The 26,492-nt window shown below is 60.7% G+C and carries 25 protein-coding genes, 1 other RNA gene, 1 pseudogene and 1 other annotated feature; of the genes and pseudogenes, 19 read left to right on the forward strand and 8 right to left on the reverse strand.

The window, feature by feature from the left end; genetic code table 11:
• Positions 1–189: 189 nt before the first annotated feature.
• The 6 genes from C8D04_RS07120 to C8D04_RS07145 all read left to right on the forward strand — a co-directional run bounded on the left by C8D04_RS07120 (position 190) and on the right by C8D04_RS07145 (position 4,123).
• Positions 190–468, forward strand: a complete 279-nt coding sequence (locus tag C8D04_RS07120; protein ID WP_116006072.1) for a hypothetical protein — start codon at positions 190–192, stop codon at positions 466–468.
• 117 nt (positions 469–585) lie between these two features.
• Positions 586–1,110, forward strand: coding sequence for a GspH/FimT family pseudopilin (locus C8D04_RS07125; RefSeq protein ID WP_116004225.1), 525 nt, complete (start codon positions 586–588; stop codon positions 1,108–1,110).
• Between the two features lie 19 nt (positions 1,111–1,129).
• The gene (locus C8D04_RS07130; RefSeq protein ID WP_233521130.1) at positions 1,130–1,705 is read left to right on the forward strand and encodes a GspH/FimT family pseudopilin; all 576 of its coding nucleotides are present in this window, start codon (positions 1,130–1,132) and stop codon (positions 1,703–1,705) included.
• Between the two features lie 5 nt (positions 1,706–1,710).
• Entirely contained in the window at positions 1,711–2,346 is a 636-nt protein-coding gene (pilV, locus tag C8D04_RS07135; protein ID WP_116004227.1) for a type IV pilus modification protein PilV, read from the forward strand.
• Positions 2,347–2,357: 11 nt separating this feature from the next.
• Positions 2,358–3,293, forward strand: coding sequence for a PilW family protein (locus C8D04_RS07140; protein WP_116006073.1), 936 nt, complete (start codon positions 2,358–2,360; stop codon positions 3,291–3,293).
• 26 nt (positions 3,294–3,319) lie between these two features.
• A complete protein-coding gene (locus tag C8D04_RS07145; protein ID WP_116004228.1) occupies positions 3,320–4,123 on the forward strand; it encodes a PilX N-terminal domain-containing pilus assembly protein in 804 nt (267 codons plus the stop codon).
• Between the two features lie 1,068 nt (positions 4,124–5,191).
• Here C8D04_RS07145 and C8D04_RS19180 read toward each other — a convergent pair.
• Positions 5,192–5,467, reverse strand: a complete 276-nt coding sequence (locus C8D04_RS19180; RefSeq protein WP_347708414.1) for a hypothetical protein — start codon at positions 5,465–5,467, stop codon at positions 5,192–5,194.
• A 51-nt stretch (positions 5,468–5,518) separates the two neighbouring features.
• Here C8D04_RS19180 and C8D04_RS19185 point away from each other — a divergent pair, with 51 nt between their 5' ends.
• Genes C8D04_RS19185 through C8D04_RS07165 form a run of 4 tightly spaced genes read left to right on the forward strand, consistent with a single transcriptional unit; the run spans position 5,519 to position 10,173 of the window.
• Positions 5,519–7,894, forward strand: coding sequence for a PilC/PilY family type IV pilus protein (locus C8D04_RS19185; RefSeq protein WP_347708415.1), 2,376 nt, complete (start codon positions 5,519–5,521; stop codon positions 7,892–7,894).
• 30 nt (positions 7,895–7,924) lie between these two features.
• Complete coding sequence (locus tag C8D04_RS07155) at positions 7,925–8,338, forward strand: type IV pilin protein (RefSeq protein WP_199563044.1); 414 nt, start codon at positions 7,925–7,927, stop codon at positions 8,336–8,338.
• A 25-nt stretch (positions 8,339–8,363) separates the two neighbouring features.
• On the forward strand, positions 8,364–9,485 hold the full coding sequence (ribD, locus tag C8D04_RS07160) for a bifunctional diaminohydroxyphosphoribosylaminopyrimidine deaminase/5-amino-6-(5-phosphoribosylamino)uracil reductase RibD (protein WP_116004231.1): 1,122 nt from the start codon (positions 8,364–8,366) through the stop codon (positions 9,483–9,485).
• A 49-nt stretch (positions 9,486–9,534) separates the two neighbouring features.
• On the forward strand, positions 9,535–10,173 hold the full coding sequence (locus C8D04_RS07165) for a riboflavin synthase (protein ID WP_116004232.1): 639 nt from the start codon (positions 9,535–9,537) through the stop codon (positions 10,171–10,173).
• Positions 10,174–10,300: 127 nt separating this feature from the next.
• On the opposite strand, the pseudogene C8D04_RS07170 reads toward C8D04_RS07165, so the two are convergent.
• The 7 genes and pseudogenes from C8D04_RS07170 to ompA all read right to left on the reverse strand — a co-directional run.
• Positions 10,301–10,905: pseudogene (locus tag C8D04_RS07170) on the reverse strand (IS3 family transposase); the annotation flags it as partial.
• Positions 10,511–10,627: a sequence feature (AL1L pseudoknot), on the reverse strand. It overlaps the preceding pseudogene by 117 nt.
• Positions 10,906–10,917: 12 nt before the next feature.
• The gene (locus C8D04_RS18925) at positions 10,918–11,256 is read right to left on the reverse strand and encodes a hypothetical protein (RefSeq protein ID WP_233521131.1); all 339 of its coding nucleotides are present in this window, start codon (positions 11,254–11,256) and stop codon (positions 10,918–10,920) included.
• 10 nt (positions 11,257–11,266) lie between these two features.
• A complete protein-coding gene (locus C8D04_RS18930) occupies positions 11,267–11,695 on the reverse strand; it encodes an Arm DNA-binding domain-containing protein (RefSeq protein ID WP_233521132.1) in 429 nt (142 codons plus the stop codon).
• Positions 11,696–11,913: 218 nt separating this feature from the next.
• Positions 11,914–12,300: a transfer-messenger RNA gene (ssrA, locus tag C8D04_RS07180) on the reverse strand.
• Positions 12,301–12,312: 12 nt separating this feature from the next.
• Positions 12,313–12,978: an HAD-IA family hydrolase gene (locus tag C8D04_RS07185; protein WP_116004233.1), complete on the reverse strand. Its 666-nt coding sequence runs from the start codon at positions 12,976–12,978 to the stop codon at positions 12,313–12,315.
• An 11-nt stretch (positions 12,979–12,989) separates the two neighbouring features.
• A complete protein-coding gene (ubiG, locus tag C8D04_RS07190) occupies positions 12,990–13,700 on the reverse strand; it encodes a bifunctional 2-polyprenyl-6-hydroxyphenol methylase/3-demethylubiquinol 3-O-methyltransferase UbiG (protein ID WP_116004234.1) in 711 nt (236 codons plus the stop codon).
• A gap of 82 nt (positions 13,701–13,782) precedes the next feature.
• The gene (gene ompA, locus C8D04_RS19110) at positions 13,783–14,421 is read right to left on the reverse strand and encodes an outer membrane protein OmpA (protein ID WP_116004235.1); all 639 of its coding nucleotides are present in this window, start codon (positions 14,419–14,421) and stop codon (positions 13,783–13,785) included.
• Positions 14,422–14,648: 227 nt separating this feature from the next.
• On the opposite strand from ompA, the gene gyrA reads away from it, so the two are divergent.
• From gyrA to lapB, 9 genes are all read left to right on the forward strand, one after another.
• Positions 14,649–17,309, forward strand: a complete 2,661-nt coding sequence (gene gyrA / locus C8D04_RS07200; protein WP_116004236.1) for a DNA gyrase subunit A — start codon at positions 14,649–14,651, stop codon at positions 17,307–17,309.
• A 96-nt stretch (positions 17,310–17,405) separates the two neighbouring features.
• Positions 17,406–18,515 carry a 3-phosphoserine/phosphohydroxythreonine transaminase gene (gene serC, locus C8D04_RS07205; protein WP_116004237.1) on the forward strand — a complete coding sequence of 370 codons (1,110 nt, stop codon included), beginning with the start codon at positions 17,406–17,408 and terminating at the stop codon, positions 18,513–18,515.
• Positions 18,516–18,530: 15 nt separating this feature from the next.
• A complete protein-coding gene (gene pheA / locus C8D04_RS07210; RefSeq protein ID WP_116004238.1) occupies positions 18,531–19,628 on the forward strand; it encodes a prephenate dehydratase in 1,098 nt (365 codons plus the stop codon).
• A 63-nt stretch (positions 19,629–19,691) separates the two neighbouring features.
• Entirely contained in the window at positions 19,692–20,576 is an 885-nt protein-coding gene (locus tag C8D04_RS07215) for a prephenate dehydrogenase/arogenate dehydrogenase family protein (RefSeq protein ID WP_116004239.1), read from the forward strand.
• 60 nt (positions 20,577–20,636) lie between these two features.
• The gene (locus C8D04_RS07220) at positions 20,637–22,667 is read left to right on the forward strand and encodes a bifunctional 3-phosphoshikimate 1-carboxyvinyltransferase/cytidylate kinase (protein WP_116004240.1); all 2,031 of its coding nucleotides are present in this window, start codon (positions 20,637–20,639) and stop codon (positions 22,665–22,667) included.
• A 171-nt stretch (positions 22,668–22,838) separates the two neighbouring features.
• The gene (gene rpsA, locus C8D04_RS07225) at positions 22,839–24,524 is read left to right on the forward strand and encodes a 30S ribosomal protein S1 (protein WP_116004241.1); all 1,686 of its coding nucleotides are present in this window, start codon (positions 22,839–22,841) and stop codon (positions 24,522–24,524) included.
• A 78-nt stretch (positions 24,525–24,602) separates the two neighbouring features.
• Positions 24,603–24,908 (forward strand): integration host factor subunit beta, encoded by a 306-nt coding sequence (locus tag C8D04_RS07230; protein ID WP_116004242.1) that lies wholly within the window; start codon positions 24,603–24,605, stop codon positions 24,906–24,908.
• Positions 24,909–25,037: 129 nt separating this feature from the next.
• On the forward strand, positions 25,038–25,340 hold the full coding sequence (locus tag C8D04_RS07235) for a LapA family protein (protein WP_116004243.1): 303 nt from the start codon (positions 25,038–25,040) through the stop codon (positions 25,338–25,340).
• A complete protein-coding gene (gene lapB, locus C8D04_RS07240) occupies positions 25,330–26,487 on the forward strand; it encodes a lipopolysaccharide assembly protein LapB (protein WP_116004244.1) in 1,158 nt (385 codons plus the stop codon). Before C8D04_RS07235 ends, lapB begins: the two co-directional genes overlap by 11 nt.
• The last annotated feature ends 5 nt before the right edge of the window (positions 26,488–26,492 follow it).

The raw sequence follows: 26,492 nt of genomic DNA on the forward strand, positions 1-26,492 counted from the left end.
TACAGCCGCTCATGAAGCACTGCGGGCACTGGTTTTACTTGCGCCGGAAGCTGGAAGGGCCACCGGCGTGCGTCTTGCACCATGCAAAACCCCTCAATTGTACATGGCCCCGGTTCTGCGGGATTTCGCGCATACAAAGCCGCCCCTGGGCATGGCAGGATCAACGCGCAAAACCAGAAAGACCGCACCATGCAACGCTCCCCCTCCGTCCACCACCGCGCCAGGACACCCATCACGACACTGCTGGCCGCCTGCCTGGCATTGACCCTGCTCGCCAGCCCGGACCTCGCCAACGCCAAGCGATCGGCATCCAGCACCCACGACAGCGCCAAAAAGAAAGGCGTGACCAAAATCACCTACCAGCGCAGCAGCTCCGAAGAAACCACCGCCGAGCGCGACCGCCGCATGTACCGCGAATGCAAAGGCATGCACAACGCGGGTGCCTGCCGGGGGTATACGCGCAAATAGGGTTGTGGCAAGACATCCACAGCCCAAGGCCCGCCGTACGCTACCGCCCATCCGGGCCACAATGCCACTCATCCGGGCCTAGCGCGCTTTGCGCGCCCATACCCCTAGGATGACTCCATGCCATCGTTGAAACCACTGTATTTTCCGCGCCAGACTGGGTTTACCGCCATCGAACTCATGGTGGTGGTGTCCATCATCGCCATTCTGGCGGCACTGGCAGCGCCCAGCTTTACTCCGCTGATTGAACGTTGGCGTGTGCGCCAGGCGGCTGAAAATCTCACTTCCACCATCTACTACGCGCGGTCTGAAGCTATAAAACGGGGCGGCGGCGTGGCCATTGACGCCTCGGGTGGCTGGAGCACGGGCTGGAAGGTCACCCACACCCAGAACAGCACCACCACCGATCTGCAAGTAAATTCGGCCCCCACAAAAACCACCCTCACCCAAGTCAATGGCAAAACGGTACTCTACATCGACCGTTGGGGCATGCTTTCCGAAACCAGTGGCGGTGCCCCAATGGGCATGAGCTTTCCCATCTACCCGGCAGGCAAAACCGATACCGACGCCAGCGCCATCCGGCTTTGCCTGACTAGCAGTGGGCGCGTTCTGCAAAAGCAGCAAGGCGCCGCCTGCCCGACCTGAGCGCACAAGGAACCCTGCCATGCACGCACCACGCCCCACCTGCAAAGCGTCCACGCGCTCAATGGTCGGCTTTACGGCCATTGAGCTCATGGTGGCGGTTTCCATTATTGCCATTCTTGCCGCCCTGGCAGCCCCAAGCTTCACTCCCCTGATCGAAAGCTGGCGCGTGCGGCAGGCTACCGAACAATTGCAATCCACCCTTCACTACGCCCGCTCGGAAGCCATCAAACGCGGCGGGCGCGTGGCCATAGAAAAAATCCCCAACAACACCAATGGCTGCACCACCGCCTCCGGCAAACGCGATTGGGATTGTGGCTGGTTGGTGTGCGAAGACACCAACGGCAATGGTAGGTGCAACGCCGGCGAGCCTGCACTGCAACGCATTGATACCCCCAGCAAAGTACAAGTGTCCCGCACCGGCGGCGGCGCCAGCATCAAGCTCAACCGCTGGGGGCTGGTGGATGGCGCCTGGCCGGGTTTCAGTCTGGTGCCACTCGACAAACCCACCACCCACCCCGGCGCACGCGGCGTCTGCATGACCTCCGGTGGCCGCATCCGCGTGATTCCCCCCCAAGATATTCCGTGCACTGGTTGAACGTCATGAAAACCCTCTCTTCGTCCCCTCAAGAATTCCAGCGCGGCATAACGCTCATTGAATCCCTGATTGCCATCGTCGTTACGGCGCTGGGCATCATGGGAGTATTGGGCGTGCAAATGCGCACCCTGACCGATACCTCCACCACAGTCCGCCGGGCGCAGGCCATCCGCCTCATTGAAGACTTGAGCGAGCGCATGAAAGTCAATCCCAATGCAATGACTGCGGTAGACAGCTTCAAGGCCGATTTCAGTACCACACCAAGCTTCACCCCCTCCGCCTGCGACAGCGGCTGCGAAGCCAAAGCCCTGGCCGAATTCGACCTAGCAAAATGGAAAACCAACGTGGCCAGCACACTCCCCCTAGGCCAGGCCAACATCTTCTGGGCCATGGGTGAAGGCTCCTCCGCTGCAGACCCCAACCGGCGCCAGCTCGGCGTGATGGTCAGCTGGCGTGAAAACGAGCGCGCTGGCACCAAAACCGATGCCATCGACGCCACCAAAGGCACGGCCAGCGGCGGTGCGGGTACGGCAGCCACCTGTCCTACCGACCGCACCTGCCACCTGCAGTACATCCCCGTATCTGCCCGCTGCGCCCCGTATGACGACGGCTCAGGCATTCCCTCGTTTTATTGCTCGTGATGGTGGCCCCCATGACATCCAACAACGTCGTTGCACATGCTTTGCCTGCAGGCGAATCCGCGTTCAAACACCGTACAAAGACCTGCCAGCGGCAGCAAGGTGTGACCTTGATCGAGCTGCTAGTGGGCCTGGCCATCGGCCTGCTCGTAGTCGCCGTGGCCACAGGCTCACTCATGGTCTCACGCGGCATCTCGGGCACAGTCAGCGACGCCAGTGCCATCCAGCAGCAAGCTGCCTACGCCATGCGCGTCATGGGCCAGCAAATGCGCCAGGCCGGGTCGCTCTACCTCAACCCCACCCCCGTGGTGGGCTCCGTGGGCACCGACCCCTTGACTGCCGTTGCCTTTGAAACCGATGCCACCAGCGGTGTCGGCCTCAGTTTTTCGCAAGACAGCACCATCAAAGGTGACGATGCCGCCAAATCCCTCACCACCACCTACCGCCGTTACAAAGACGCGGTGTACGCAGCCGCCACCCCCCAATCCCTGGTACGCAACTGCCTGGGCGGCCCCGACGACGACGGCGCCACCCCCAACACAGACGAAGCAATTGAAAACATCTTCCAACTCAATGGCACCCAGTTGGAATGCGGTGGCAACGGCGCCGCAGCCCAGGCCATCATCCAAAACGTAGGGCAGTTCCGCGTTACGTACCTGGAACAAACGCTGGGCGCCAAAGGCAGCCTGATTAAACCCGTGGCGGCAGGCAGCGTCACCAACTGGCGCGCCGTACAAGGCGTAGAAATCTGCCTGGTGCTCTACGGCAGCGAACCTATCGACATGCCCGCAAACACCACATACACCGATTGCGACGGCACAACACAGGTGGACATGTCCAACGCTGCCTCCAAAGACATGAACAACCAAGCCATTGGCGCCCAACGCGCCAAACGCATGCACATGGTGTTTCGCAACACCTTCCAGTTGCGCAGCCAAGGGCTGATCTGACAGCACAACACCCCAAGAGGTTTTTCATGCCCCGCACCCCCCCCCTCTTTGCACCACAGCCGCAGCGCCAACAAGGCGTGGCCCTGTTCGTGGTTCTTGTTTTCGTCATGCTGTCCATGCTGCTGGCGCTGTGGGCCTCGCGCACATCGCTGTTCAACGAAATGGTGGTGGGCAACGACGCCGACTACCAGCGCGCCTTTGAAGCCGCCCAGGCACTGCTGCAAGACGCCGAACTCGACATCCGCGCCGCCGACTACGACACCGCCACCAGCAAAACCATGGACAACCTGGACTGCAGCGCAGGGGGCGACATCTGCCGCAGCTTTGCTGCTGACCGGTTCCCCCTGGAAGCCAAGGAAATCACCGCCGTGATCAACACCCTGGACGCGCAACCCACCAAATGCCGCAGTGGTCTGTGCGCCCGACGCACCGGGCGGCAAGACTTCTGGAACTACACCAACGCCACCAGCCCGGCCCCCAGCAACCCGCAACCTGGCGAAGTCCCCCTGGAAGACCTGACCAAAGCTGGTATTGGCGCCCGTTTTGGCCAATACACCGGGGCCAAGCTGGGCGACACCAGCAACCCCGCCAACCCGATTCTGGCCGACCGCAGCGCCGACGACAAAGGCGGCTGGTACTGGATTGAAATCATGCCCTACAGCGACGCGGCCAAAACCAAAAACCTGGTAGTGGATGCCGCCTCCAACCAGCTCAAGCTTAATTTGGACGTGTACGTGGTGTACCGCATTACTGCCTTGGCCTTTGGACGCAAACCAGGCACCCAAGTGGTTTTGCAAGAAACCTATGCCCGCCAGCGCCTAAAAGACTGAAACCGCGTTCTGCGTATTTTGCCGCTTTTCCCATTCCATACCATTTAGCCCCAAACCAAGGAGCACACCATGCCCCGCACCCATGCCCCGCGCTTCCCCAAAAGCCTTCTGGCCCTTGCTGCCAGCGCAGCACTTATCCCCCAAGGTGTTTGGGCGCTCGATTTGGCGGACGCCCCCCCGCTGCCCACATCAAAACCAGGGTTTGTTGCGCCCAACCTGCTGATTTCCATCGACGACTCCGGCAGTATGGGATTCCGTTTGGACCAAGCCAATACCAGTGGCGCAACCAATGAAACTGCCCCGGTGGCTGGCGCCTGGCCTACAACCAGCCGTCGCATGAATATTCTAAAACATGCGCTGACGCAGGTTTTTAGCGACACCACATTAACAGAAAATGGAAAACTGCGCATTGCCTGGCAAGCCATGCACAATAACGGAAACAACATATCAAAATATCAAGATTTAAATTATTGGTATGGATCTGGTTCCAATCCAGGCAAAGGAAAAACCCCCGGCGCAAACGATTTTAATACAGCAACAACGGGCAACAAAAACAAATTGCGCATTCTCGACGACACGCACCGGGCCAATTTCCTATCCTTTGTCAGCTATTTGCTACCGCAAAATGGCACGCCATCCCACCCCATGTTTGCCCAGGCCGACACATACATGCGGGATGGCGCAATGGATGACAACAGCCCTTGGGCTTCCGTACCTGGCACAACGGGCGCACCCTTTTTGGGCTGCCGCCGCAACTACCACATCATGATGACGGACGGGCGCTGGAACGACAATACCGCAGTAGCCATTCCAGATTTGAATTACCGCGACAACTCCACCAACCTCACCTTACCCAACAGCGCACCCACTTATGGCGGCACCGCTGCGGGTATTGAGCAAACCGCGCTCTACCGCGACACCAGCTCCGACAGTAATAATACGAATACCCTGGCCGACTGGGCGTTCTACAGCTGGGCCAAACCTTTAAAGACCACTGGTTTTGCAACGGGAACAGACATAATCCAGACCCCAAAATCATACCAAGAAGCGCCTGCCACGAAATCCTTCTCATATGGCGGCAAAACTGTCGCCCTGGAAAAATTCTGGAACCCTGAATACAACCCAGCCACCTGGCCACATATGGTGACATACACCATTGGCTTCAGCACAGAGGCTGTGACCTGGAAGAAAAATTTCACTGGAACCAACACAAAATACAATATCAATTCCCCTACCGCGCAAAATCCGTTTGGGTACGATGGTGATTTTCCAGGTCTTGTCACTGGAAAAAAAACATGGCCAGAAATGAATGATGAAGATCGCCGGGCATTGGATCTTTGGCATTCCGCACTGAATGGCCGCGGTCGGTTCTATGCCGTCACAGCAGCAGATGATTTGAAGAACGCTTTCAAGGAAATCATCGGAAAAATCAACGAAGAAACGGCCCCCTTGCCAGACACGGTCAACGGCAATGGTGGTAATAGCGGTTCCAATGTTTCGCAAAACAACGTAGCCACCTTTTATTCCGTCTACAGCCCCAAACAGGCCTGGAAAGGTTGGGTGCAAGCATCGCCCGTGCGCGAACCGGAGAACGTGCCCTGCCCCACGCCCGCAAACCCCAGCAAAACCTGCCCTAAGTTCCCCGACCCCACCTCGGGTTGGAACAATAAAACCACCGCCGATCTGCTGGACGCCCCGGGCTTCAGTGTGACCAACCGCCTGGTTCTGAGCTGGAGCGATAAATGGGCCTCCACCAAACCCAAAGGCGGCGTTCCCTTCAAGTGGGCCGATGACGACAGCAACCTCAGCGCAGACCAAAAAGCCCTGTTGGGGGTGGAAAGCAGTGTTGCTACCGCCAAACCCAAGCAAAAGGGACTGAACGTTTTGAACTTCATCCGGGGTGAGCGCGACCTGGAAGGCGTAGACCCCTCGGGTTATACCGACGCCGACCCCTTCCGCGAGCGCAAGAGCCGCCAGGGGGACATCGTCAACTCCGAAATTTGGTACACCGGAACGCCCACCAGCAATTATTCGCTCAGCGGCTATGGGGCTTTTGCCAACACCCACAAATCCCGCACCCCCATGCTCTATGTGGGCGGCAACGACGGCATGTTGCACGGCTTTTCTGCCACCGATGGCACCGAAAAAATCGCTTATGTGCCACGGGGACTCATTGGAAAGCTCAAGAGCCTATCTGATCCCATCTACAACCACCAATACTATGTGGATGGCTCCCCTATGACGGGCGATGTCAGCGTCTCCGGTACCTGGTCTACCATGCTGGTAGGCACCCTGGGTGCGGGGGGCAAAGGTTATTTCGTGCTCAACGTCACCGATCCGGCCAATTTTGCCTCGGCCAGTCCCGCCGATCTCATCAAACGCGACCGCACCCGCGGCAACAGCGAAGTAGCGCCCAATTGCAGCGCCATGAGCGATGCCACAGAAAAAGCCGCCTGCCTTGTGACCGTGCAAGAGGACGAAGACATTGGCAATATCGTGGCATCGCCGGTGCGCAATGCCAGCAATCAGCAACAAACCACCCAAATTACGCGCATGAACAACGACCGCTGGGCCGTCATCATGGGCAACGGGTACAACAGCACCAACCAGCGTCCGGTGCTTCTGGTGCAATACCTGGATGGCGCCATGGAACTCAAACGCATCCATGCCATACCCAGCACCATCGTCACAGGCTCAGGCAATGCCAATGACAACGGCCTAGCCGCACCTGCCGTGGTCGATGTGAATGGCGATGGCCGCGCCGACGTGGTGTACGCCGGCGACAACCTGGGCAACCTGTGGAAATTTGACTTGACCAGCGATGTGGACACCGACTGGAAGGTGGCCTTTGGCACCAACACGCCGCTGTTCACCGCCAGCGGCCCCGCCACCATCGGTGGCACACGCAACCTAGTCCAGCCCATTACCGCACCGCCCATTGTGGCTGCGAACGACCGCCAAAAAACGATCGGCAGCGGCGCCTCGGCCAAGGATGTGGCCGTAGGCGGGCTGATGGTGGCCTTTGGCACCGGCCGCAACCTGACGGAAGACGACCGCAAAACCACCAACACCAACATCCAGACCCTATATTCCGTTTTGGACAACACCCGTTACCGCAAAAATGGCACCCACTTAGAAGTGCACCCTGGCGGCGGCACCTGCCCCACCGGCCCGGATTGCGTGCCTGTCCCAGCCGCACTGGGCGCAGGTGTAGCCGCGGCCAAGCTGGCCAAGCAAACCATTGCAACAGTGAGCGGCAGCTACGCCACGGTCAACGCCACAGAGGAACTGAAAACCTCCACCTGGAAGGACTACAACGGCTGGTACCTGGATTTACCCGCCTCCGGCGAGCGTCTGCTCAAACCCATGCAGTTCTTTGATGGCAGCAACATCCTGGCGGTGTATTCCGAAAGCCCCACCGGCACGACAGAAGGTGGCGGCGGTGCCAGCAATGAAAGCTGCTCGCCCTCCACCATTGCCACAGCACCCGGCGCACAATACCGTACCTTGGTCAACATCATGGATGGGAAGATTCCCAAGGTACAGCTTGTGGATATCAACGGTGATCACATATACGATGGCGACGACAAAAAAGTTGCCCGTGCAGCCGTGAGTACGGGTACGCCCATGCTGATCACCAAAGGCAAGCGGATTTTGGATGCCACAGGCAAGGATCTGAGCAAGTGCAAAACGGATCCCACGCAGTGCGCCGAAGAGCTCAACCGCATGCCCGAACAATCCCTGCGCCCCAGCTGGCGCCAGCTGAAATAACGCCGGAGAACTTGAATGAACCAACGGACCATGAGACACCAACACCAGGGCTTTACGCTCATCGAGCTGATGATCGTGGTCGCCATCGTCGGCATCCTTGCAGCAGTGGCCTACCCGAGCTATGCAGAGTACATCCGGCGCGGTCACCGGGCAGAGGCCCGGGCCGGGTTGCTGCAAGCGGCCCAATGGATGGAGCGGGCGGCCACGGCCAAAGGCACTTACCCACTGGCGGCGGACTTTCCAGCCGCACTGAAAACCGTGCCCAATAACCGGTACGACGTTTCTATCGCATCGGCGGATGGCGCCACTTTCACCCTGACCGCCACCCCCAAAGGCGCGCAAGTGGGCGACAAATGCGGCAACTACACGCTGGCCAACACCGGTCTACGTGGCGCTAAGGGAGTCACCACCGGTGACATCGTGACCGAATGTTGGGGCAAGTAGCGTCTGCGTTACCATCCCGGGCGCTATGACAACCACTGCGCCCCACCCTATCGACCAAGCGCTTGGGCTCGCCGCCCAGGCGCTTTTTCTTTCTAGCCCCAACCCCCGTGTCGGCTGCGTAATTACGGCGCCTGATGGCCGGGTACTGGGCCAGGGTTTTACCCAACAGGCAGGCGGGCCGCACGCCGAAGTGATGGCGCTGCGCGACGCTGCGGCGGCCGGACAGGATGTGCGTGGCGCCATCGCTTATGTGACGCTTGAGCCCTGCGCCCACCAGGGGCGCACGGGACCGTGTTGCGACGCGCTTGTCGCTGCTGGCATTGGCAAGGTGGTGGCATCGCTTGAAGACCCTAACCCCCTGGTCGCAGGCCAGGGCTTTGCCCGGCTGCGCGCAGCCGGAGTGACCGTGGAGGTGGGGCCGGGTGCTGCTGCATCACGGGAGCTGAACATTGGGTTTTTCAGCCGCATGGTGCGTAGCACGCCCTGGGTGCGGCTCAAGGTGGCGGCATCACTCGATGGCACCACGGCGCTGCACAACGGTGCCAGCCAGTGGATTACATCGCCCGCGGCCCGGGCCGACGGCCATGCCTGGCGAGCGCGCGCCTGCGCGGTGCTGACGGGCATTGGCACCGTGCTGGCAGACAACCCGCGCATGGACGTGCGCGAACTTGCCACACCGCGCCAGCCCCAGGTGGTGGTGGTGGACAGCCGTTTACAAACGCCGCTGAATGCTTCACTTTTCATAGCTGGCCGCGCTTGCACCATATACGCTGCAGGCAATTTTAATACTTGCTTTGCAACCCGCAAAGCGGCTTTGGAGGCCCGTGACGCCACAGTAGTGCAATTGCCCGGTGCAGGCGGCCAGGTGGACTTGCCCGCCCTGCTGCACAGCCTGGCCCAGCGCGGCATCAACGAGCTGCATGTCGAGGCGGGGCACCGCCTGAACGGTGCCTTGCTGCGTGCGGGGCTGGTGGATGAGTTGCTGCTCTATCTGGCCCCCCGCCTGCTGGGCCCGGGCCGGGGCATGGCCGACCTAGCGCCGCTCAATGACCTTGCGCAGGGGCTGGCACTGGATTTTCATAGCATCGAACAGGTGGGCCCCGATCTGCGCGTGCTCGCCCGGGTGCAAGGGCACGACCAATTCTAAGGCCCGCGTGCGACGCGGCCTGGGCCCAAACCCTGCCACAATCCACGCCATGTTTACAGGAATCATCACCGGCATGGGGCAGATTGCCGCCGTGCAACCCCTTGGCGATACGGCCGCGCATGGCAAACGCCTGGTCATCATCCCTCCTGCGGGCTATCTGGACGATGTCGGTTTGGGCGACAGCATTGCGCTCAATGGCGCCTGCATGACGGTCACCAGTATGGACGCGGCCGCGCCGCAGTTCACCATCGACATCTCGGCCGAGTCTCTGCTCAAGACCACCGGGCTAGACACCCCCGGCCCCATCAACCTGGAAAAAGCCCTGCGCGCCAACGACCGCCTGGGCGGACACATGGTGTCAGGCCATGTGGATGGCATCGGCGAAGTTACGCACTTTGCCCAGGTGGGCGAGAGCTGGGAACTGCGCGTGCTGGCCCCGCGTGACCTTGCACGCTACCTGGCCTACAAGGGTTCGATCACCATCAACGGCGTAAGCCTGACCGTGAACCGCATCGCCGACCTTGCCGGTGGCTGCGAGGCCAGCATCAACCTGATCCCGCACACCGTGCAGAACACGGCGCTGGGCCACCTGCGCACTGGCTCCAAGGTGAATCTAGAAATCGATCTGATAGCCCGCTACTGCGAGAGAATGCTTAGCTATGGCTTTGCTGCACAAGTCGGAAGATAGACGAGATGACCGGTACTCCGTGCCGTGACCTTGCCCTCGTTTGATGTAGTTCTTAGCCCACGATTCACGCGGCCTTTTTGCGCTGTGCGTCGTACCAACGTTGCTCGAACTGCATCGGGCTGAGATAGCCCAGGCGTTTCATCAACCGCTCGACTGTGCATCGGGCAATGGAGAAACCCTCGCGGTTGATTTGCCTCCAGACCTTCTCGGCCCCGTAGACGCGCATGTTGGCGTGCCAGACACGCTCGATGTGCGGCACCAAGGTGTCGTCACGTTGAGCGCGCGTGCAGCGCAGTTGGGGGTTGCGTTGATGGGCAGCATGGCGCCAATAGCCCGACGGGGCGATCTGCAGCACCCTGCAGATCGACTCGACCCCATAGGCCTGACGATGCTGGTCAATGAAGCTCTTCAGGACTTCAGACGGCGGTCGAGCTCCGCCTGGGCGAAAAACGCACTGGCCAGCTTGAGTATCTCGTTGGCCCGGCGCAATTCCTTGACCTCGCGCTCCAATTCCTTGACGCGTTGGGCTTCGGCTGTGGTGATGCCTTCGCGCTTGCCTGCATCAACTTCGGCACGCTTGATCCACTCGTTCAAGGTCTGCGGCACGCAGCCAATCTTGAGGGCAATGGATTCGATGGCTGTCCACAGTGATGGGTACTCCCCGCGCTGCTCCTGCACCATCCTCACTGCGCGCTCACGGACCTCGGGCGAGAACTTGTTCGTCTTCTTCATGGCTCAATCCTCTCAGAGTGTTGAGCCTCCGCGAAACCCGGGGCGATTCAATTCGCCAGGACGCTGAAACAACAAAGGCGCCAACTGAAGTGCCGCCCGCACGATAGGCCCGCCCTTGTACGCCTGGATAGCACGCAGTAGCTCACTCAGCTTGGCCGGTTCGGTAATGGCAGCGAAGTGCTTGCCGCGGTACGGGGACAACGCGCCTTTGAGATCTCCCGTGATGTCCCGCCCTACCCGGCCTGTCGCGACCCCGTAACGCCATACCTGGCGAGCCAGCATCAATCCACGATCGGCCGTCTCTACAGCCCCACGCTCTTCCACCTTGCGCAGGGTTGCCAGCAGTTCCACCGGCTCAATCTCAGCTAGGCGACGCCCCCCCTAGCCAAGGAAAGAGATCACGTTCGAACTGGCGCAGCGAGCGCTCAGCATGAGAATCACTCCATAGAGGCTTCTGTTTGTCGTACCACTCCAGAGCGACAGCTTTGAAGGTATCCCCGGCACTGGCAGAAGCCTTCAGCCTTTCCATCTTTCTGGCATGCACAGGATTTATTCCTGTCGATTTCTGCAGCCTGGCGGTATCACGAGCCTTGCGAGCTGCCGTCAGGCTGACCGAGGGATAGCTGCCCAGAGCCATACGCCCTTCCTTGCCCTCATGCCGATACTTCCAGAACCAGCGCCTCGATCCCCCGGGAGCGACTTCCAGATACAAGCCTCCCGAGTCCGATAAACGCTCCCGCTTCGATGCAGGGGAACAGACGGCGTTGCGGCACTGTGCGTCGGTCAACATGGGGGAACACCTCCACAGGTTTCACTAGGATTTCCCCTCTGAAACGGGGGAACAAATGCCGCCAGCCTACCCTTTTCGGGTTTTGTTCCCCCGTCTGTTCCCCCGCCTCAGCCTGGCTGCCAGGAGATCGCTCCGGACGCTACCACACCGTAACCCATTGATTTACCAAAGAAAAAGGGCGTTCACCGGATGTTGGTGAACGCCCTTGGACGTCGTAATGGTGGAGCTGGCGGGAATTGAACCCGCGTCCGCAAGCCTTCATCGGGCAGATCTACATGTTTAGCGATCTGATTTGAGTCTCGCCACCGTTGTCGCGCAGTCGCACGCTACACCGGCCGCCAGCACCCTATTTTCTCGCCCCAACCCAAGGTACCCGGATCAGGACCAGCCCATGTAATTATCCTTGCAGCCGGGAGGCATCGATTGCTCGATACCCCCTTGCCCAGCCCATCGGCCAACTGTTGCAAGGCTCACTGACAATTAAGCAGCGAGTGCGAAACGTTCGTCGTTTGCAGTTAGTTTTTTAAATCGAGATTTACGAGCGTGACTCAAGCTCGACATGCACCACACCGATTCCGAACCCACGTCGAAACCAGGACAGCCCCTCAAAAGTCATTTTAGGCCAGGTTCAGCAATTGCAAGAGATCGAGCGGAAAATTAATCTCCGCATGGGCACCCCACTGCCGCACGTTGGTCACGCTACCCAGATACCCATAGGTGGCGGCAACCGTGCCCATGCCAGCAGCCAGACCCGCAACGATGTCGCGTTCATCATCACCCACATACACACAATGCCTAGGATCAAGATGCAGCAGCCTAGCGGCTTCGAGCAGCGGTGCTGGATGAGGCTTGGCATGTGGCGTCGTGTCGCCGCTGACCACGGCACCGGCACTGGCGAATAGTGGCATCGCACGGGTCAACGGGTCGGTGAAGCGCATGGACTTGTTGGTCACTACACCCCACGCCAATCCCCGGCCAACAAGGCTTTCCAGCAGCGCATGCACGCCATCGAACACTTGGGTGCGACATGTCATGCAATTCTGGTAATTGGTGAAAAATTCCTCGCGATAGGAGGCAAAGTCGGGGTGTTCTGGCGTCATACCAAAGGCTTCGCTCAGCATTCCACGTGCGCCAGCGCCCGCCAGGGGGCGGTAGCGCTCCAATGGAAGCGATGGAAGTCCCCGGTCGGTGCGCATTTTGTCTGCAGCCGCGCCAAGGTCGGGCGCACTATCGATCAGTGTGCCGTCCAGATCGAAGAGCACGGCCTGGATATTTTGAAACATGCGGTAACTTTTCAGGCAGGGCGGCGTGCAGCCAAAAGGTAATTTACGCTGGTGTCGGTATTCATCCAATAGCGGCGTGTCAACGGGTTATAGGCCAGTCCCCGGGCTTCATTCACGTCCAGCCCGGCAGCCCGGCAGCTGGCAGCCAGCTCGCTTGGACGAATGAGGCGAGCATATTCGTGCGTTCCGCGCGGCAACATATTCAGCACATATTCAGCACCCACAATAGCCAGCATGAAGGCTTTGGCATTGCGGTTGATGGTGGAAAAGAAGACCCATCCTCCCGGCTTGACCAGCTGAGCACATGCCTGAATCACCGATGCCGGGTTGGGGACGTGCTCCAGCATTTCCATGCAGGTCACCGTATCAAAACTTGCAGGCTGTTCGACGGCTAACGCCTCCACGCTCACTTCTCGGTATTGAACACGGGGTGTCTGCGCTTCCAGGGCGTGCAACTGCGCGACCCGCAAGGACTTGCCCGCCAGATCAATGCCCAGCACTTGCGCACCTTTGCGGGCCATGGCATCCGCCAGAATTCCCCCGCCGCATCCGACGTCCAACACCCTTTGGCCATCCAATGGCGACAAAGTATTGATCCAGTCCAGCCGTAACGGGTTTATTTCGTGCAAAGGCCGAAACTCACTTTCCTGATCCCACCACCGATGGGCTAGCTCTGAAAATTTGGCCAGCTCAGCTGGATCGACATTCAAGGTGTTATTCATGGAGGTGTATTGTCCGACAAGCTTTCTGCATGCCCAATAAAAAAAGCCCCGTTACCGGGGCTTTTTTGTCGATCACAGAAGATCAGTTGGCACGGGTGCCGACCACTTCGATTTCAACACGGCGGTTCTTGGCGCGACCTTCTTTGGTCTTGTTATCAGCCACAGGCTGCTTTTCGCCCTTGCCTTCGGTGTAAACACGGTTCTTCTCGATGCCCTTGGACACCAAGTAAGCCTTCACAGCTTCAGAGCGACGCACCGACAGCTTCTGGTTGTAAGCATCAGAGCCGACGGAGTCGGTGTGACCCACGGCAATGATGACTTCCAGGTTAATGCCCTTGACCTTGGATACCAAGTCGTCCAGCTTGGCCTTGCCTTCTGGCTTCAGGACCGACTTGTCGAAGTCGAAGAAGGCGTCGGCAGCGTAGGTCACCTTGGTGGCCATGGCTGGTGCTGGTGCTGGTGCAGCAGGTGCAGCGGCGGCGGGAGCTGCAGGCGCAGGAGCGGCAGCGGGAGCTGCAGCAGGAGCTGCCAACGCGCCATCGCAGTCGGGAGCTGCAGTAGCAGGCGTCCACGAGGCATCGCGCCAGCACAGTTCGTTGGTGCCGTTCTTCCAGACCAGCTCGTTGGTGCCGTTCTTCCAGTTGTCGACGGTTTGTGCGCCGGCGGCAGTTGCGAGCGCTGCGGAGGCAATCAACATTGCCACTTTGTTCAGTTTCTTCATGGTTCTCCTCTGGGGCGAAAAAGCCGCAGCCGCGCTGCGTAATTTGGACGTCTGTGGTGACCATCACCAAAAACGTTGAAATCGATTGTGCCATACGTAACCGACGGGTGACCGCCCCAGGTTTGCCGTGCCCGTAGGACAATTGCGCAATCACACCAATCTGTTGCATAACTGCGACAAGCGCTTGAGCCTAAAATGGCTCTCCTTTGCTGTCTCACCGCCATCCCATGACCCAGTTCGCCAAAGAAACCCTGCCCATCAGCCTTGAAGAGGAGATGCGCCGCAGTTATCTCGATTACGCCATGAGCGTGATCGTAGGCCGGGCGCTGCCGGATGCGCGCGATGGCCTCAAGCCTGTGCACCGGCGCGTGTTGTTCGCCATGCACGAATTGAACAACGATTGGAACCGCCCATACAAGAAGTCAGCGCGTATCGTCGGTGACGTCATTGGTAAGTACCACCCGCACGGCGACAGCGCGGTCTACGACACCATTGTGCGTATGGCGCAGGATTTCTCGTTGCGCCACATGCTGGTGGATGGCCAGGGCAACTTCGGTTCGGTGGACGGCGACAACGCCGCGGCCATGCGCTACACCGAAATCCGCCTGGCAAAAATTGCCCACGAAATGCTGGGCGATATTGATAAGGAAACCGTCGATTTCGGCCCCAACTACGATGGCAGCGAAAAGGAACCGCTGGTTTTGCCCAGCAAACTGCCCAACTTGTTAGTCAACGGCTCAGCAGGTATCGCCGTTGGCATGGCCACCAATATTCCGCCCCATAACCTGAACGAGGTGGTGGACGCCTGCCTGCATATGCTGCGCAACCCCGAATCGACGATCGACGATTTGATGGAAATCATTCCTGCGCCAGATTTTCCGACCGCAGGCATCATCTACGGCATCAACGGTGTCAAGGACGGTTACCGCACAGGCCGGGGTCGCGTGATCATGCGCGCCAAGTGCCATTTCGAGGACATCGACAAGGGGCAGCGCCAAGCCATCATCGTTGACGAACTGCCCTACCAGGTCAATAAGAAGACGCTGCAGGAACGCATGGCCGAGTTGGTGCACGAGAAAAAACTCGAAGGCATCAGCCATATCCAGGACGAATCCGACAAGTCGGGCATGCGCCTCGTCATTGAACTCAAGCGCGGTGAAGTGCCCGAAGTGGTTCTGAACAACCTGTACAAGCAGACCCAGTTACAGGATACCTTCGGCATGAACATGGTGGCGCTGATCGATGGTCAGCCCCGTTTGTGCAACCTCAAGGATTTGGTCAGCGTCTTCTTGCAGCACCGCCGCGAAGTGGTCACCCGCCGCACGGTGTTCGAGTTGCGCAAGGCACGTGAGCGGGGCCACGTGCTCGAAGGTTTGGCTGTGGCATTGGCCAATATTGACGACTTCATCGCCATCATTCGCAACGCGCCCACTCCACCGGTGGCCAAGGCCGAGCTGATGACCCGCTCATGGGACAGCAAGCTGGTGCGTGAAATGCTCACCCGCACCCGCACCGATGGCGGTGTCATCAATGCCGATGATTACCGCCCCGACGGCCTGGAAAAAGAGTTTGGCATGGGCCAGGATGGCCTGTACCGCCTGTCGGAAACGCAGGCCCAGGAAATTCTGCAGATGCGCCTGCAGCGCCTCACGGGCCTGGAGCAGGACAAAATCGTGGCTGAATACAAAGAGGTCATGGCAGTCATCGAAGACCTGCTCGACATCCTGGCCACACCCGAACGCGTCTCGACCATCATTGGCGAAGAACTCACCACCATCAAGACAGAGTTTGGCCAAAGCAAGCTCGGCGCACGCCGCAGCCTGGTCGAATACAGCGCCCAAGACCTTTCCACCGAAGACCTGATCACACCCACCGATATGGTGGTCACACTCAGCCACACGGGTTACATCAAAAGCCAGCCACTGTCTGAATACCGCGCGCAAAAGCGCGGTGGGCGCGGTAAACAGGCAACGGCCACCAAGGAAGACGACTGGATCGACCAGCTCTTCATCGCCAACACGCACGACTACATTCTGTGCTTCTCCAACCGTGGGCGCTTGTACTGGCTCAAGGTATGGGAAGTACCGGCCGGCTCGCGCGGCTCGCGCGGACGCCCCATCGTCAACATGTTCCCTTTGCAAGAAGGCGAGAAAATCAACGTCGTGCTGGCACTCACCGGCGAAAAGCGCAGCTTTCCCGCCGACCAGTATGTCTTCATGTCCACCAGCATGGGTACGGTCAAGAAGACTGCGCTGGACGAGTTCTCCAACCCGCGCAAGGGCGGCATCATTGCCGTAAATCTGGACGAAGGCGACTACCTGATTGGCGCCGCCCTCACGGACGGCCAACACGACGTGATGCTGTTCTCCGATGGCGGCAAAGCTGTGCGTTTTGACGAAAACGATGTGCGGCCGCTGGGCCGCCAAGCCCGTGGCGTGCGCGGCATGATGCTGGAAGAAGGCCAGAGCGTGATTGCCATGCTGGTGGCCGAGGACGAGAGCCAAAGCGTACTGACCGCCACCGAAAACGGCTACGGCAAACGCACCAGCATCACCGAGTACACCCGCCACGGCCGTGGCACCAAGGGCATGATCGCCATCCAGCAAACCGAGCGCAACGGCAAGGTCGTGGCAGCCACCCTGGTGCATGCCGATGACGAGATCATGCTCATCACCGACAAGGGCGTTCTGGTGCGCACGCGCGTCAGCGAAATCCGCGAACTCGGCCGCGCCACGCAAGGCGTGACATTGATTGCCCTGGACGAAGGCTCCAAGCTCAGCGGACTGCAGCGCATTGTGGAAAACGATGCCAACCCTGCAGATTCCGAATCCACGGACGACGAACCCACTTCCGCACCAGATGCCACACCGCCGGCTGCCGACGCCTGAGAGGCGGCAGCCCGGAACGGCACCTGATAGCTATTAATTCAATAGCTTGATGCGCTTACTCATAAAGCGTTTTAGCCACTTTTGAGCCCAATAACCATGCAACGTCCGTACAATTTTTCTGCCGGTCCGGCGGCCATTCCTGCCGAAGTTCTGGAACAGGCTGCGGCTGAAATGCTGAACTGGCATGGCAGCGGCATGGGCGTCATGGAGATGAGCCACCGGGGCAAGGAATTCATCTCCATCTACGAACAGGCCGAGGCCGATCTGCGCGAATTGCTGGCGGTGCCCGCACATTTCAAGATTTTGTTCATGCAAGGGGGCGGTTTGGCAGAAAACGCCATCGTGCCACTCAACCTCTCGCGCGCAGCCACGGTCGACTTCGTGGTCACCGGAAGCTGGAGCCAGAAGTCGCAGAAAGAGGCGCGCAAATACGCTGCCGAGGCAAACATCATCGCGTCGGGCGAAGACAGGGGCTTCACCACCTTGCCAGACCCCTCGCAATGGCGCCCCAGCAAAGGGGCCAGCTATTTGCACCTGTGCAGCAACGAAACCATCAACGGCGTGGAGTTCCACGAGTTGCCCGACCTGCGCGCCCTGGGTGTAGACACCCCCCTGGTGATTGATTTTTCTTCGCACGTGGCATCGCGCCCGGTGGACTGGTCGCGCATCGGCCTGGCCTTCGGCGGTGCGCAAAAAAACCTGGGCCCTGCGGGCCTCACCCTGGTGGTGGTGCGCGAAGACCTGCTCGGCCATGCCCTGCCCACCTGCCCGAGCGCGTTTGATTACAAAATCGTGGCCGACAACCAGTCCATGTACAACACCCCGCCCACGTGGGGCATCTACATGGCGGGCCTGACCTTTCAATGGCTCAAGCGCCAGCGCGAAGGCACGGCCAATGGCATCGCCGCCATGGAGCTGCGCAATATTGCCAAGGCCCAGTTGCTGTATGAGGCGATCGACAATTCTGGCTTCTACGTCAACAAGGTCGCCGCCAACTGCCGTTCGCGCATGAACATCCCTTTCTTTCTGCGCGACGAAACCCGCAACGACGCTTTCCTGGCTGGTGCAAAACAGCGCGGCCTGCTGCAGCTCAAGGGCCACAAGTCCGTGGGAGGCATGCGCGCCAGCATCTACAACGCCATGCCCTTGGCAGGCGTGCAGGCGCTGGTTGACTACATGCGAGAATTTGAGCAGCAGCACGCCTGACCCACGCACCCTTCAATGAATACACTGCAATCTTCCCCCGACCTGTCCAGCCTGCGCGTCCAGATCGACAACATTGACCAGCAGTTGCTGACTTTGCTGAACCAGCGCGCCTTGGTGGCCGAGCGCGTCGGCGAAGTCAAGAAGCGCGAGGGCACGCCCTTCTTCCGCCCCGACCGCGTGGCGCAGGTCATCGAAAAAATCCAGGCCGCCAACCCTGGGCCGCTCAAAAGCGCCCATGTCACCGCTATCTGGCGCGAAATCATGTCCGCCTGTCTGGCACTTGAATCGCCCCAGCGCGTGGCCGTCTTGGGACCAGAAGGCACGTTCTGCGAGCAAGCCGCCATCGAATTCTTTGGCGGCGCTGCCGACATCGTTTATTGCGCCAACTTTGATGAAGTGTTTCACGCTACAGCATCGGGAAGCGCCCAATTTGGCGTGGTCGGTGTTGAAAACTCGGTGGAAGGCGTTGTTACGCGCTCGCTCGACCTGTTTTTGCACACCCCCACGCATGTCGTGGGAGAAGTCAGCCTGCTGGTCCGGCACAATCTGCTGCGCACCAGCCCCTCCGTCGACGGTATCGAGGCCGTTTTGGCCCACCCGCAGGCCCTGGCCCAATGCCAGGCCTGGCTGTCCAAGCACCTGCCGCATGTCGAGCGCCGCCCTGTCTCCAGCAATGCCGAAGGCGCACGTCTGGCTGCAACCAACCCGGCCTGGGCAGCCCTGGCCAGCGATCGCGCCGCAACGCAGTTTGGCCTGCATATCGTGGCACACGCCATCCAGGACGATGCCTACAACCGCACACGGTTTGCCATCATCTGCTTGCCGCATACGCTGGACACGCCGCCGCCGTCGGCGCGCGACTGCACCAGCCTGATCGTCTCCGTACCCAACGAACCCGGCGCCGTGCACGATCTGCTGGTCCCGCTCAAAAAGCACGGCGTATCCATGACGCGCTTCGAGTCGCGCCCGGCACGCACCGGCCAGTGGGAATACTATTTTTACATCGACATCGACGGCCACCCGAGCCAGCCCCATGTCAGTGCCGCGCTCCTCGAATTGCGCAGTTTGTGCGCCTTCTACAAAGTGCTGGGCACCTACCCGGTGACGCCATGATCTTGCACAGCCCTGCCCACCTCATTGCGCCGCGTGCAGCGCCCGACACAGCCAGGACTCCCCATGTTTGAACAATTGGGTCTGATCGGCTGTGGCCTCATGGGCGGCTCTTTTGCTCTGGCCCTCAAGCGTGCAGGCTTGGTGCAGCGCGTAGTGGGCTATAGCAAATCCCCCTCCACCACGGATCGCGCCCGCCAGCTCGGCGTGATCGACGTGGAAGCCCCTTCTGCTCTGCTGGCAGTGGCCGGCGCCGACATCGTGCTGCTGGCAGTCCCGGTATCGGCCACGGAAGCCACCCTCAAGGCCATCAAGCACCTGGTGACTCCCCAGATGCTGGTGATGGACGTGGGCTCCACCAAGGCCGATGTGGTGCAGGCCGCCGAGCGGTCCTTGCGCGACAAGGTCGGCTCGTTTGTGCCGGCACACCCGATTACGGGGCGCGAAGTCTCGGGCGTGGAGCACGCCGAAGCCGAGCTTTACACCGGCCGCCAAGTCATCCTGACGCCTACAGAACGCACTCTCACGGTGCAGCTGCAACGCGCGCAGGACGTCTGGACGGCCTTGGGCTGCCGCGTCACCAGCATGTCGCCTGAGGCGCACGACAACGCCTTTGCTGCCGTCAGCCATCTGCCGCACCTGCTGGCCTTCGCAATGGTCAATAGCATCACGGGACAGGAACATGCCGACACCTTCCTGTCGCTGGCAGGCCCGGGCTTTCGGGATTTCACCCGCATTGCGGCGAGCGACCCCAAGATGTGGCGTGACATCTTCCTGTCCAACCGCGAGGAGCTGCTGGCCCAATCCAGCCTGTTCCAGCAAACCTTGCAGCGCCTCGAGCAAGCCATGCTCAGCAACAACGCCCAGACCATTGAGGACATGCTCACCCTGGCCAGCGAAACCCGTGCACACTGGCGCATGGGCGCACAGCGCTCCCTCAAAAACCGCTAACCCGGCGCCTGGCGGCCGGCCAACGGCCGACCGGTATGCCATTGCCCCGGACAGCTTTCGATGTATTCCACCGCTTTTCTTGATCTCCCCGCGCTCCAGTCGGCCCAGGGCAGCGTGCAGCTGCCAGGCTCTAAAAGCATCTCCAACCGCGTACTGCTGCTGGCAGCGCTGAGCCAGGGCACCACCACGGTGCACGACCTGCTGGCATCCGACGATACCCGCGTCATGCTCGATGCCCTGCGCCAACTGGGCTGTGGCGTTGAAGAAGACGGCGCGCAGGCGCGTATCACCGGGCTGGGTGGCCGCCAGCCCACATCCCCCGCCACCTTGTTTCTGGGCAACGCAGGCACGGCCATGCGCCCCCTCACGGCGGCACTGGCCCTGCTGGGCGGTGTGTTTGAACTCAGCGGCATTGCACGCATGCATGAGCGCCCGATTGGCGACCTGGTGGACGCCTTGCGCCAGCTGGGTTGCCACATCGACTACCTGGGCAATGACGGCTACCCGCCGCTGCGCATTGCGCAGCCTGATGGCGTGCCCGCCCTGGCACTGTCCACCCCGATCCGCGTGCGTGGCGACGTTTCCAGCCAGTTCCTGACCGCACTGCTCATGGCCCTGCCCCTGGCGGCTACACACCAGGATGTGGTCATCGAGGTGGTGGGCGAGCTGATCTCCAAGCCCTACATCCACATCACCCTGCAGCTGCTGGAACGCTTTGGCATCACGGTGCACCACGAAAACTGGCAGCGTTTCACCATAGCAGCGGGCAGCAGCTACCGCTCACCGAGCAGCATCCATGTCGAGGCGGATGCCTCTTCCGCTAGCTATTTCATAGCTGCTGGCGCAATTGCAGCGGGCGGTGGAATGCAAAATGGCATAAAAATTCTGGGCGTAGGACTCGACTCCATCCAGGGTGACATCCGCTTTGTCGAAGCGGCCCAGGCCATGGGCGCACACATTACTGGCGGTCCCAACTGGCTGCAAATTGGGCGCGGCGCCTGGCCGCTCAAGGCCATCGACCTGGACTGCAACCACATCCCCGATGCCGCCATGACGCTGTCCGTGATGGCGCTGTATGCACAAGGCACCACCAGCTTGCGCAACATCGCCAGCTGGCGCGTCAAGGAAACCGACCGCATCGCCGCCATGGCCACCGAGCTGCGCAAGCTGGGTGCCACCGTGGAGGAAACAGCTGACTCCATCCACATCACGCCGCCCGCCACCCCGGGCGACTGGCGCGCCGCCAGCATCCACACCTATGACGACCACCGCGTCGCCATGTGCTTCTCGCTGGCGGCTTTCAACCCGGCGGGTCTGCCCGTGCGCATCCAAGACCCCCAGTGCGTTGCCAAGACTTTTCCGGACTACTTTGAAGCCCTGTTCTCCATCACTCAGGCGCTGCCTGCGCAGATTCCCGTGATCTGCATTGATGGCCCCACAGCCTCGGGTAAAGGTACCGTGGCCGCTGCCGTGGCACAGCGCCTGGGTTATCGGTTTCTCGATTCGGGCGCGATGTACCGCATCACGGCCCTGGCCGCCACGCGCGCCGGACTGCCCATCGACGCCGGCCATGAAGCGCAAATCGCCACCCTGGCCCGCCAACTCCCGGTGCGCTTCGAGGGCGGACAGGTGTGGCTGGGCAACGACGACGTGACCGACGCCATCCGCACCGAAGAAGCAGGTATGAACGCCTCGCGTGTGTCAGCCCTGCCCGCCGTGCGCACTGCATTGGTCGATCTGCAACACAGCTTTCGCCGCCTGCCCGGCCTGGTCGCCGATGGGCGCGACATGGGCACGGTCATTTTTCCAGATGCTCCGCTGAAGGTTTACCTGACAGCCAGTGCCGCGTGCCGTGCCGAGCGACGCTACCAGCAATTGATTGCCAAGGGCTTAGCCGCTACAATAGCCGACCTTCGCGCAGACTTGGAGGCGCGCGACGCCCGGGACATGTCCCGCCGCGTCGCCCCCTTGAAGCCCGCGCAGGACGCTCTGGTACTGGACAACTCCGAACTCACGATCGAACAGGCCGTGGATCAGGTGCTTGGCTGGTGGCAACAGCGCCAGCCTTTCGCGTCCAGCGCGCAAGACTGAAACGGGGCCTCGTGCCTCACACCGGCCCATACCGCCAGCCCCGCGCAGCAGCGCACCGGCAGTATGGTTCTTTAACGAACCCGCGGTTCTTCCGCACCACCAGCCGCCACGCGCAGTCTTTGAAACCGCAGCAATCGTGTTGCCGTAAACCTGTTCGTGGCAAGGAAATACATGTCTGAATCTTTTGCCGCCCTTTTTGAAGAATCCCTGCAACGCACCGAAATGCGCCCAGGCGAAGTCATCACCGCCGAAGTCGTGCGCGTGGAACACAGCTTCGTCGTGGTCAACGCCGGCCTCAAGTCTGAAGCCTACGTGCCGCTGGAAGAGTTCAAGAACGACAAGGGCGAAGTTGAAGTCCAGGTAGGCGACTTCGTTTCGGTCGCCATCGGCTCGATCGAAAACGGCTACGGCGACACCATCCTGTCGCGCGACACCGCCAAGCGCCTCGCTTCGTGGATGAGCCTGGAAAAGGCCCTGGAGTCCGGCGAATTCGTCACCGGCACCACCAGCGGCAAGGTCAAGGGCGGTCTGACCGTTCTGGTCAACGGCATCCGCGCCTTCCTGCCCGGCTCGCTGATCGATACCCGTCCGATCAAGGATCTGACGCCGTACGAAAACAAGACCATGGAATTCAAGGTCATCAAGCTCGACCGCAAACGCAACAACGTGGTGCTGAGCCGCCGCGCCGTGGTGGAAGCCTCCATGGGCGAAGAGCGCGCCAAGCTGATGGAAACCCTGAAAGAAGGCTCCATCGTTCAAGGCGTGGTCAAGAACATCACCGAATACGGTGCCTTTGTGGACCTGGGCGGCATCGACGGCCTGCTGCACATCACCGACATGGCGTGGCGCCGTGTGCGCCACCCCTCTGAGGTGGTCACCGCCGGCCAGGAAATCATGGCCAAGATCCTCAAGTTCGACACCGAAAAGAACCGTGTCTCGCTGGGTCTCAAGCAAATGGGCGACGACCCATGGATGGGTGTTTCGCGCCGCTACCCACAAAGCACCCGCCTGTTCGGCAAGATCACGAACATTGCCGACTACGGCGCGTTCGTCGAACTCGAGCCCGGCATCGAAGGCCTGGTGCACGTCTCCGAGATGGACTGGACGAACAAGAACATCGCTCCTTCCAAGCTCGTCACCCTGGGCGACGAAGTCGAAGTCATGGTCCTCGAGATCGACGAAGACAAGCGCCGCATCAGCCTGGGCATGAAGCAGTGCAAGGCCAACCCCTGGCAAGAGTTCGCACAGGACACCAAGCGTGGCGACCGCGTCAAGGGCCCCATCAAGTCGATCACCGACTTCGGCGTGTTCGTGGGCCTGGCTGCCGGTATCGACGGCCTGGTGCACCTGTCTGACCTCTCCTGGAACGAAACCGGCGAGGCCGCCGTGCGCAACTACAAGAAGGGCCAGGAAGTCGAAGCCATCGTGCTGGCCGTGGACGTGGACCGCGAGCGCATCTCCCTGGGCATCAAGCAGCTCGACGGCGATCCGTTCACGACCTTCGTGACCGTGAACGACAAGGGCCAGACGGTGACCGGAAAGGTCAAGACCGTGGACGCCCGCGGCGCTGAAATCGACCTCGGTGACGACATCATCGGCTACCTGCGTGCTTCGGAAATCTCCCGCGACCGCGTGGAAGACGCCCGCAACGTGCTCAAGGAAGGCGACGAAGTCACGGCCGTGGTGGTCAACGTGGATCGCAAGACCCGCAACATCCAGCTGTCCATCAAGCAAAAGGACATGATCGACGAGCAAGGTGCCATGGCCAACCTGAGCCAGCAGTCGAGCCGCGAAAGCGCTGGCACGACCAGCCTGGGCGCCCTGTTGCGTGCCAAACTGGACAATTCCGAGAAGTAAAAAACCCGTAACGGTTTGAAGCAAGGCCGGGTGGGTGCACAATGCGCCCACCCGGTTTTTTTATTGAAACATTTTGTTATGACACGATCCGATCTCGTTGAAGAGCTTGCCGCCCGCTTTAGCCAGCTCACGCACCGCGATGCCGAATTCGCCGTCAAGACATTGCTCGACGCTGTCGGCGAAGCCCTGGTACGCGGGCACCGCATTGAGGTGCGCGGCTTTGGCAGCTTCTCCATCAACCACCGCCCCCCACGCATGGGGCGCAATCCCCGCAGCGGCGAGGCCGTGGCTATTCCCGCCAAGCGCGTACCCCATTTCAAGCCAGGCAAGGCCTTGCGCGAAGCCGTAGACAAACGCACCGCAGAGCTGGAAGGCACGGGTTGATTGGCGCTATTTAATCAATAGCTTGCAGCGCTTTACCTATCTGCGGCTTGGCCATTTTTTTCAATTTTCTCCATCCACCCGGCCCAGCACACTGCGCCTCTTAGAATGGCGTCACCACCGGGGAGACACATGAAATACCTCCTGTGGCTGCTCAAGGCAGCCCTTTTTTTTACCCTGTTCGCTTTCGCGCTGAACAACCAGCAGGATGCCACCGTGCATTTCTTCTTTGGCACCCAGTGGCGTGCGCCGCTGGTGCTGGTCGTGCTGACCGCTTTTGCAGCCGGGTTGGTGACCGGCGTGCTTGGCATGGTGCCGCGCTGGTGGAAGCACCGCGTAGCAGCCCGCCATACGCCCAAGCCGGCACCCACTGCAGCACCCGCAGCAGCCGCGCCTTCGCCGGACGTTGATAGCCAGCCGCCCCATGGAATTTGATCTCGTCTGGCTGCTGCTGGGTTTGCCGCTGGCCTTTGTGCTGGGATGGGGTGCATCGCGCCTGGACCTGCGCCAGTTGCGCGCTGAAAACCGCAACGTCCCGAAGGCGTATTTCAAGGGCTTGAACTTCCTGCTCAACGAACAGCAAGACAAAGCGATCGATGTCTTCATCGAGGCCGTGCAGAACGACCCCGATACCTCGGAACTGCACTTCGCGCTGGGCAACCTCTTCAGGCGCCGTGGCGAATACGACCGTGCCGTGCGCGTGCACGAGCACCTGCTCTCGCGCGGCGACCTCGGCCCCCGGGACCGCGAACGCGCCCAGCACGCCCTGGCGCTTGATTTCCTGAAAGCGGGGCTGCTGGACCGTGCCGAAGACGCCCTGGCACGCCTGGAAGGCACGCCCTTCGAAGAGCAGGCGCGGTTGGCGCTGCTCGCCATTTACGAACGTTCGCGGGACTGGCACCGTGCAGCCACCATTGCCAGCCAGATGCAGGCCGCAGGCCAGGGCAACTTCAGCACACGGCAGGCCCACTACCTGTGCGAGCAAGCCCTGGAGCATGTGGCACACGGCGACATCGACAAGGCGAGCGCGCTACTGGACAAGGCCCGCGCCATTGCGCCGGAAGCCCCTCGCCCACGCATCGAACTGGCCCGACTGGCACAGGCCCAGGGCCAGCCGGACATCGCCATCGCAACACTCAAAGCCCTGGCAACCGAGGCCCCCGCCGCCTTGCCCTTGGCGGCCACCCTGCTGGTCAAGACCGCACAGGCCAGTGGAAAAACAGCGCAGGCGCTAGAAGTGCTGCAGCGGCACTACGTGGCAGCGCCGTCCCTGGATGTGCTCGATGCCATCGTCGCATTGACCTCCCCGACCGAATCACAGGCGACACAGGGCCGCCAGTGGTACCTGCGGCACCTGGAGACCGAACCGTCCCTGGTGGCTGCAGCCAAATGGATGGCCCAAGAACGGCTGGAGCACGAGCAACACCACACGCTGGTACAGCGCGCCCTCGACCATGCTGCGCAACCCCTCATGCGCTACCGCTGCGCGGCCTGCGGCTTCGAGGCGCGCCAGCATTTCTGGCAATGCCCTGGCTGCCAGACCTGGGACAGCTACCCGGCACGGCGCGTGGAAGAGTTGTGAGTAAC

Source organism: Simplicispira sp. 125 (genome assembly GCF_003096555.1).
Classification (GTDB): Bacteria; Pseudomonadota; Gammaproteobacteria; order Burkholderiales; family Burkholderiaceae_C; genus Simplicispira.

Coding starts and splice junctions, on each gene's coding strand:
- C8D04_RS07120 (WP_116006072.1), top strand. CDS start 190: ATGCAACGCTCCCCCTCCGTCCACCACCGCGCCAGGACACCCATCACG.
- C8D04_RS07125 (WP_116004225.1), top strand. CDS start 586: ATGCCATCGTTGAAACCACTGTATTTTCCGCGCCAGACTGGGTTTACC.
- C8D04_RS07130 (WP_233521130.1), top strand. CDS start 1,130: ATGCACGCACCACGCCCCACCTGCAAAGCGTCCACGCGCTCAATGGTC.
- pilV (WP_116004227.1), top strand. CDS start 1,711: ATGAAAACCCTCTCTTCGTCCCCTCAAGAATTCCAGCGCGGCATAACG.
- C8D04_RS07140 (WP_116006073.1), top strand. CDS start 2,358: ATGACATCCAACAACGTCGTTGCACATGCTTTGCCTGCAGGCGAATCC.
- C8D04_RS07145 (WP_116004228.1), top strand. CDS start 3,320: ATGCCCCGCACCCCCCCCCTCTTTGCACCACAGCCGCAGCGCCAACAA.
- C8D04_RS19180 (WP_347708414.1), bottom strand. CDS start 5,467: ATGCCAAAGATCCAATGCCCGGCGATCTTCATCATTCATTTCTGGCCA.
- C8D04_RS07155 (WP_199563044.1), top strand. CDS start 7,925: ATGAGACACCAACACCAGGGCTTTACGCTCATCGAGCTGATGATCGTG.
- ribD (WP_116004231.1), top strand. CDS start 8,364: ATGACAACCACTGCGCCCCACCCTATCGACCAAGCGCTTGGGCTCGCC.
- C8D04_RS07165 (WP_116004232.1), top strand. CDS start 9,535: ATGTTTACAGGAATCATCACCGGCATGGGGCAGATTGCCGCCGTGCAA.
- C8D04_RS18930 (WP_233521132.1), bottom strand. CDS start 11,695: ATGTTGACCGACGCACAGTGCCGCAACGCCGTCTGTTCCCCTGCATCG.
- C8D04_RS07185 (WP_116004233.1), bottom strand. CDS start 12,978: ATGTTTCAAAATATCCAGGCCGTGCTCTTCGATCTGGACGGCACACTG.
- ubiG (WP_116004234.1), bottom strand. CDS start 13,700: ATGAATAACACCTTGAATGTCGATCCAGCTGAGCTGGCCAAATTTTCA.
- ompA (WP_116004235.1), bottom strand. CDS start 14,421: ATGAAGAAACTGAACAAAGTGGCAATGTTGATTGCCTCCGCAGCGCTC.
- gyrA (WP_116004236.1), top strand. CDS start 14,649: ATGACCCAGTTCGCCAAAGAAACCCTGCCCATCAGCCTTGAAGAGGAG.
- serC (WP_116004237.1), top strand. CDS start 17,406: ATGCAACGTCCGTACAATTTTTCTGCCGGTCCGGCGGCCATTCCTGCC.
- pheA (WP_116004238.1), top strand. CDS start 18,531: ATGAATACACTGCAATCTTCCCCCGACCTGTCCAGCCTGCGCGTCCAG.
- C8D04_RS07215 (WP_116004239.1), top strand. CDS start 19,692: ATGTTTGAACAATTGGGTCTGATCGGCTGTGGCCTCATGGGCGGCTCT.
- C8D04_RS07220 (WP_116004240.1), top strand. CDS start 20,637: ATGTATTCCACCGCTTTTCTTGATCTCCCCGCGCTCCAGTCGGCCCAG.
- rpsA (WP_116004241.1), top strand. CDS start 22,839: ATGTCTGAATCTTTTGCCGCCCTTTTTGAAGAATCCCTGCAACGCACC.
- C8D04_RS07230 (WP_116004242.1), top strand. CDS start 24,603: ATGACACGATCCGATCTCGTTGAAGAGCTTGCCGCCCGCTTTAGCCAG.
- C8D04_RS07235 (WP_116004243.1), top strand. CDS start 25,038: ATGAAATACCTCCTGTGGCTGCTCAAGGCAGCCCTTTTTTTTACCCTG.
- lapB (WP_116004244.1), top strand. CDS start 25,330: ATGGAATTTGATCTCGTCTGGCTGCTGCTGGGTTTGCCGCTGGCCTTT.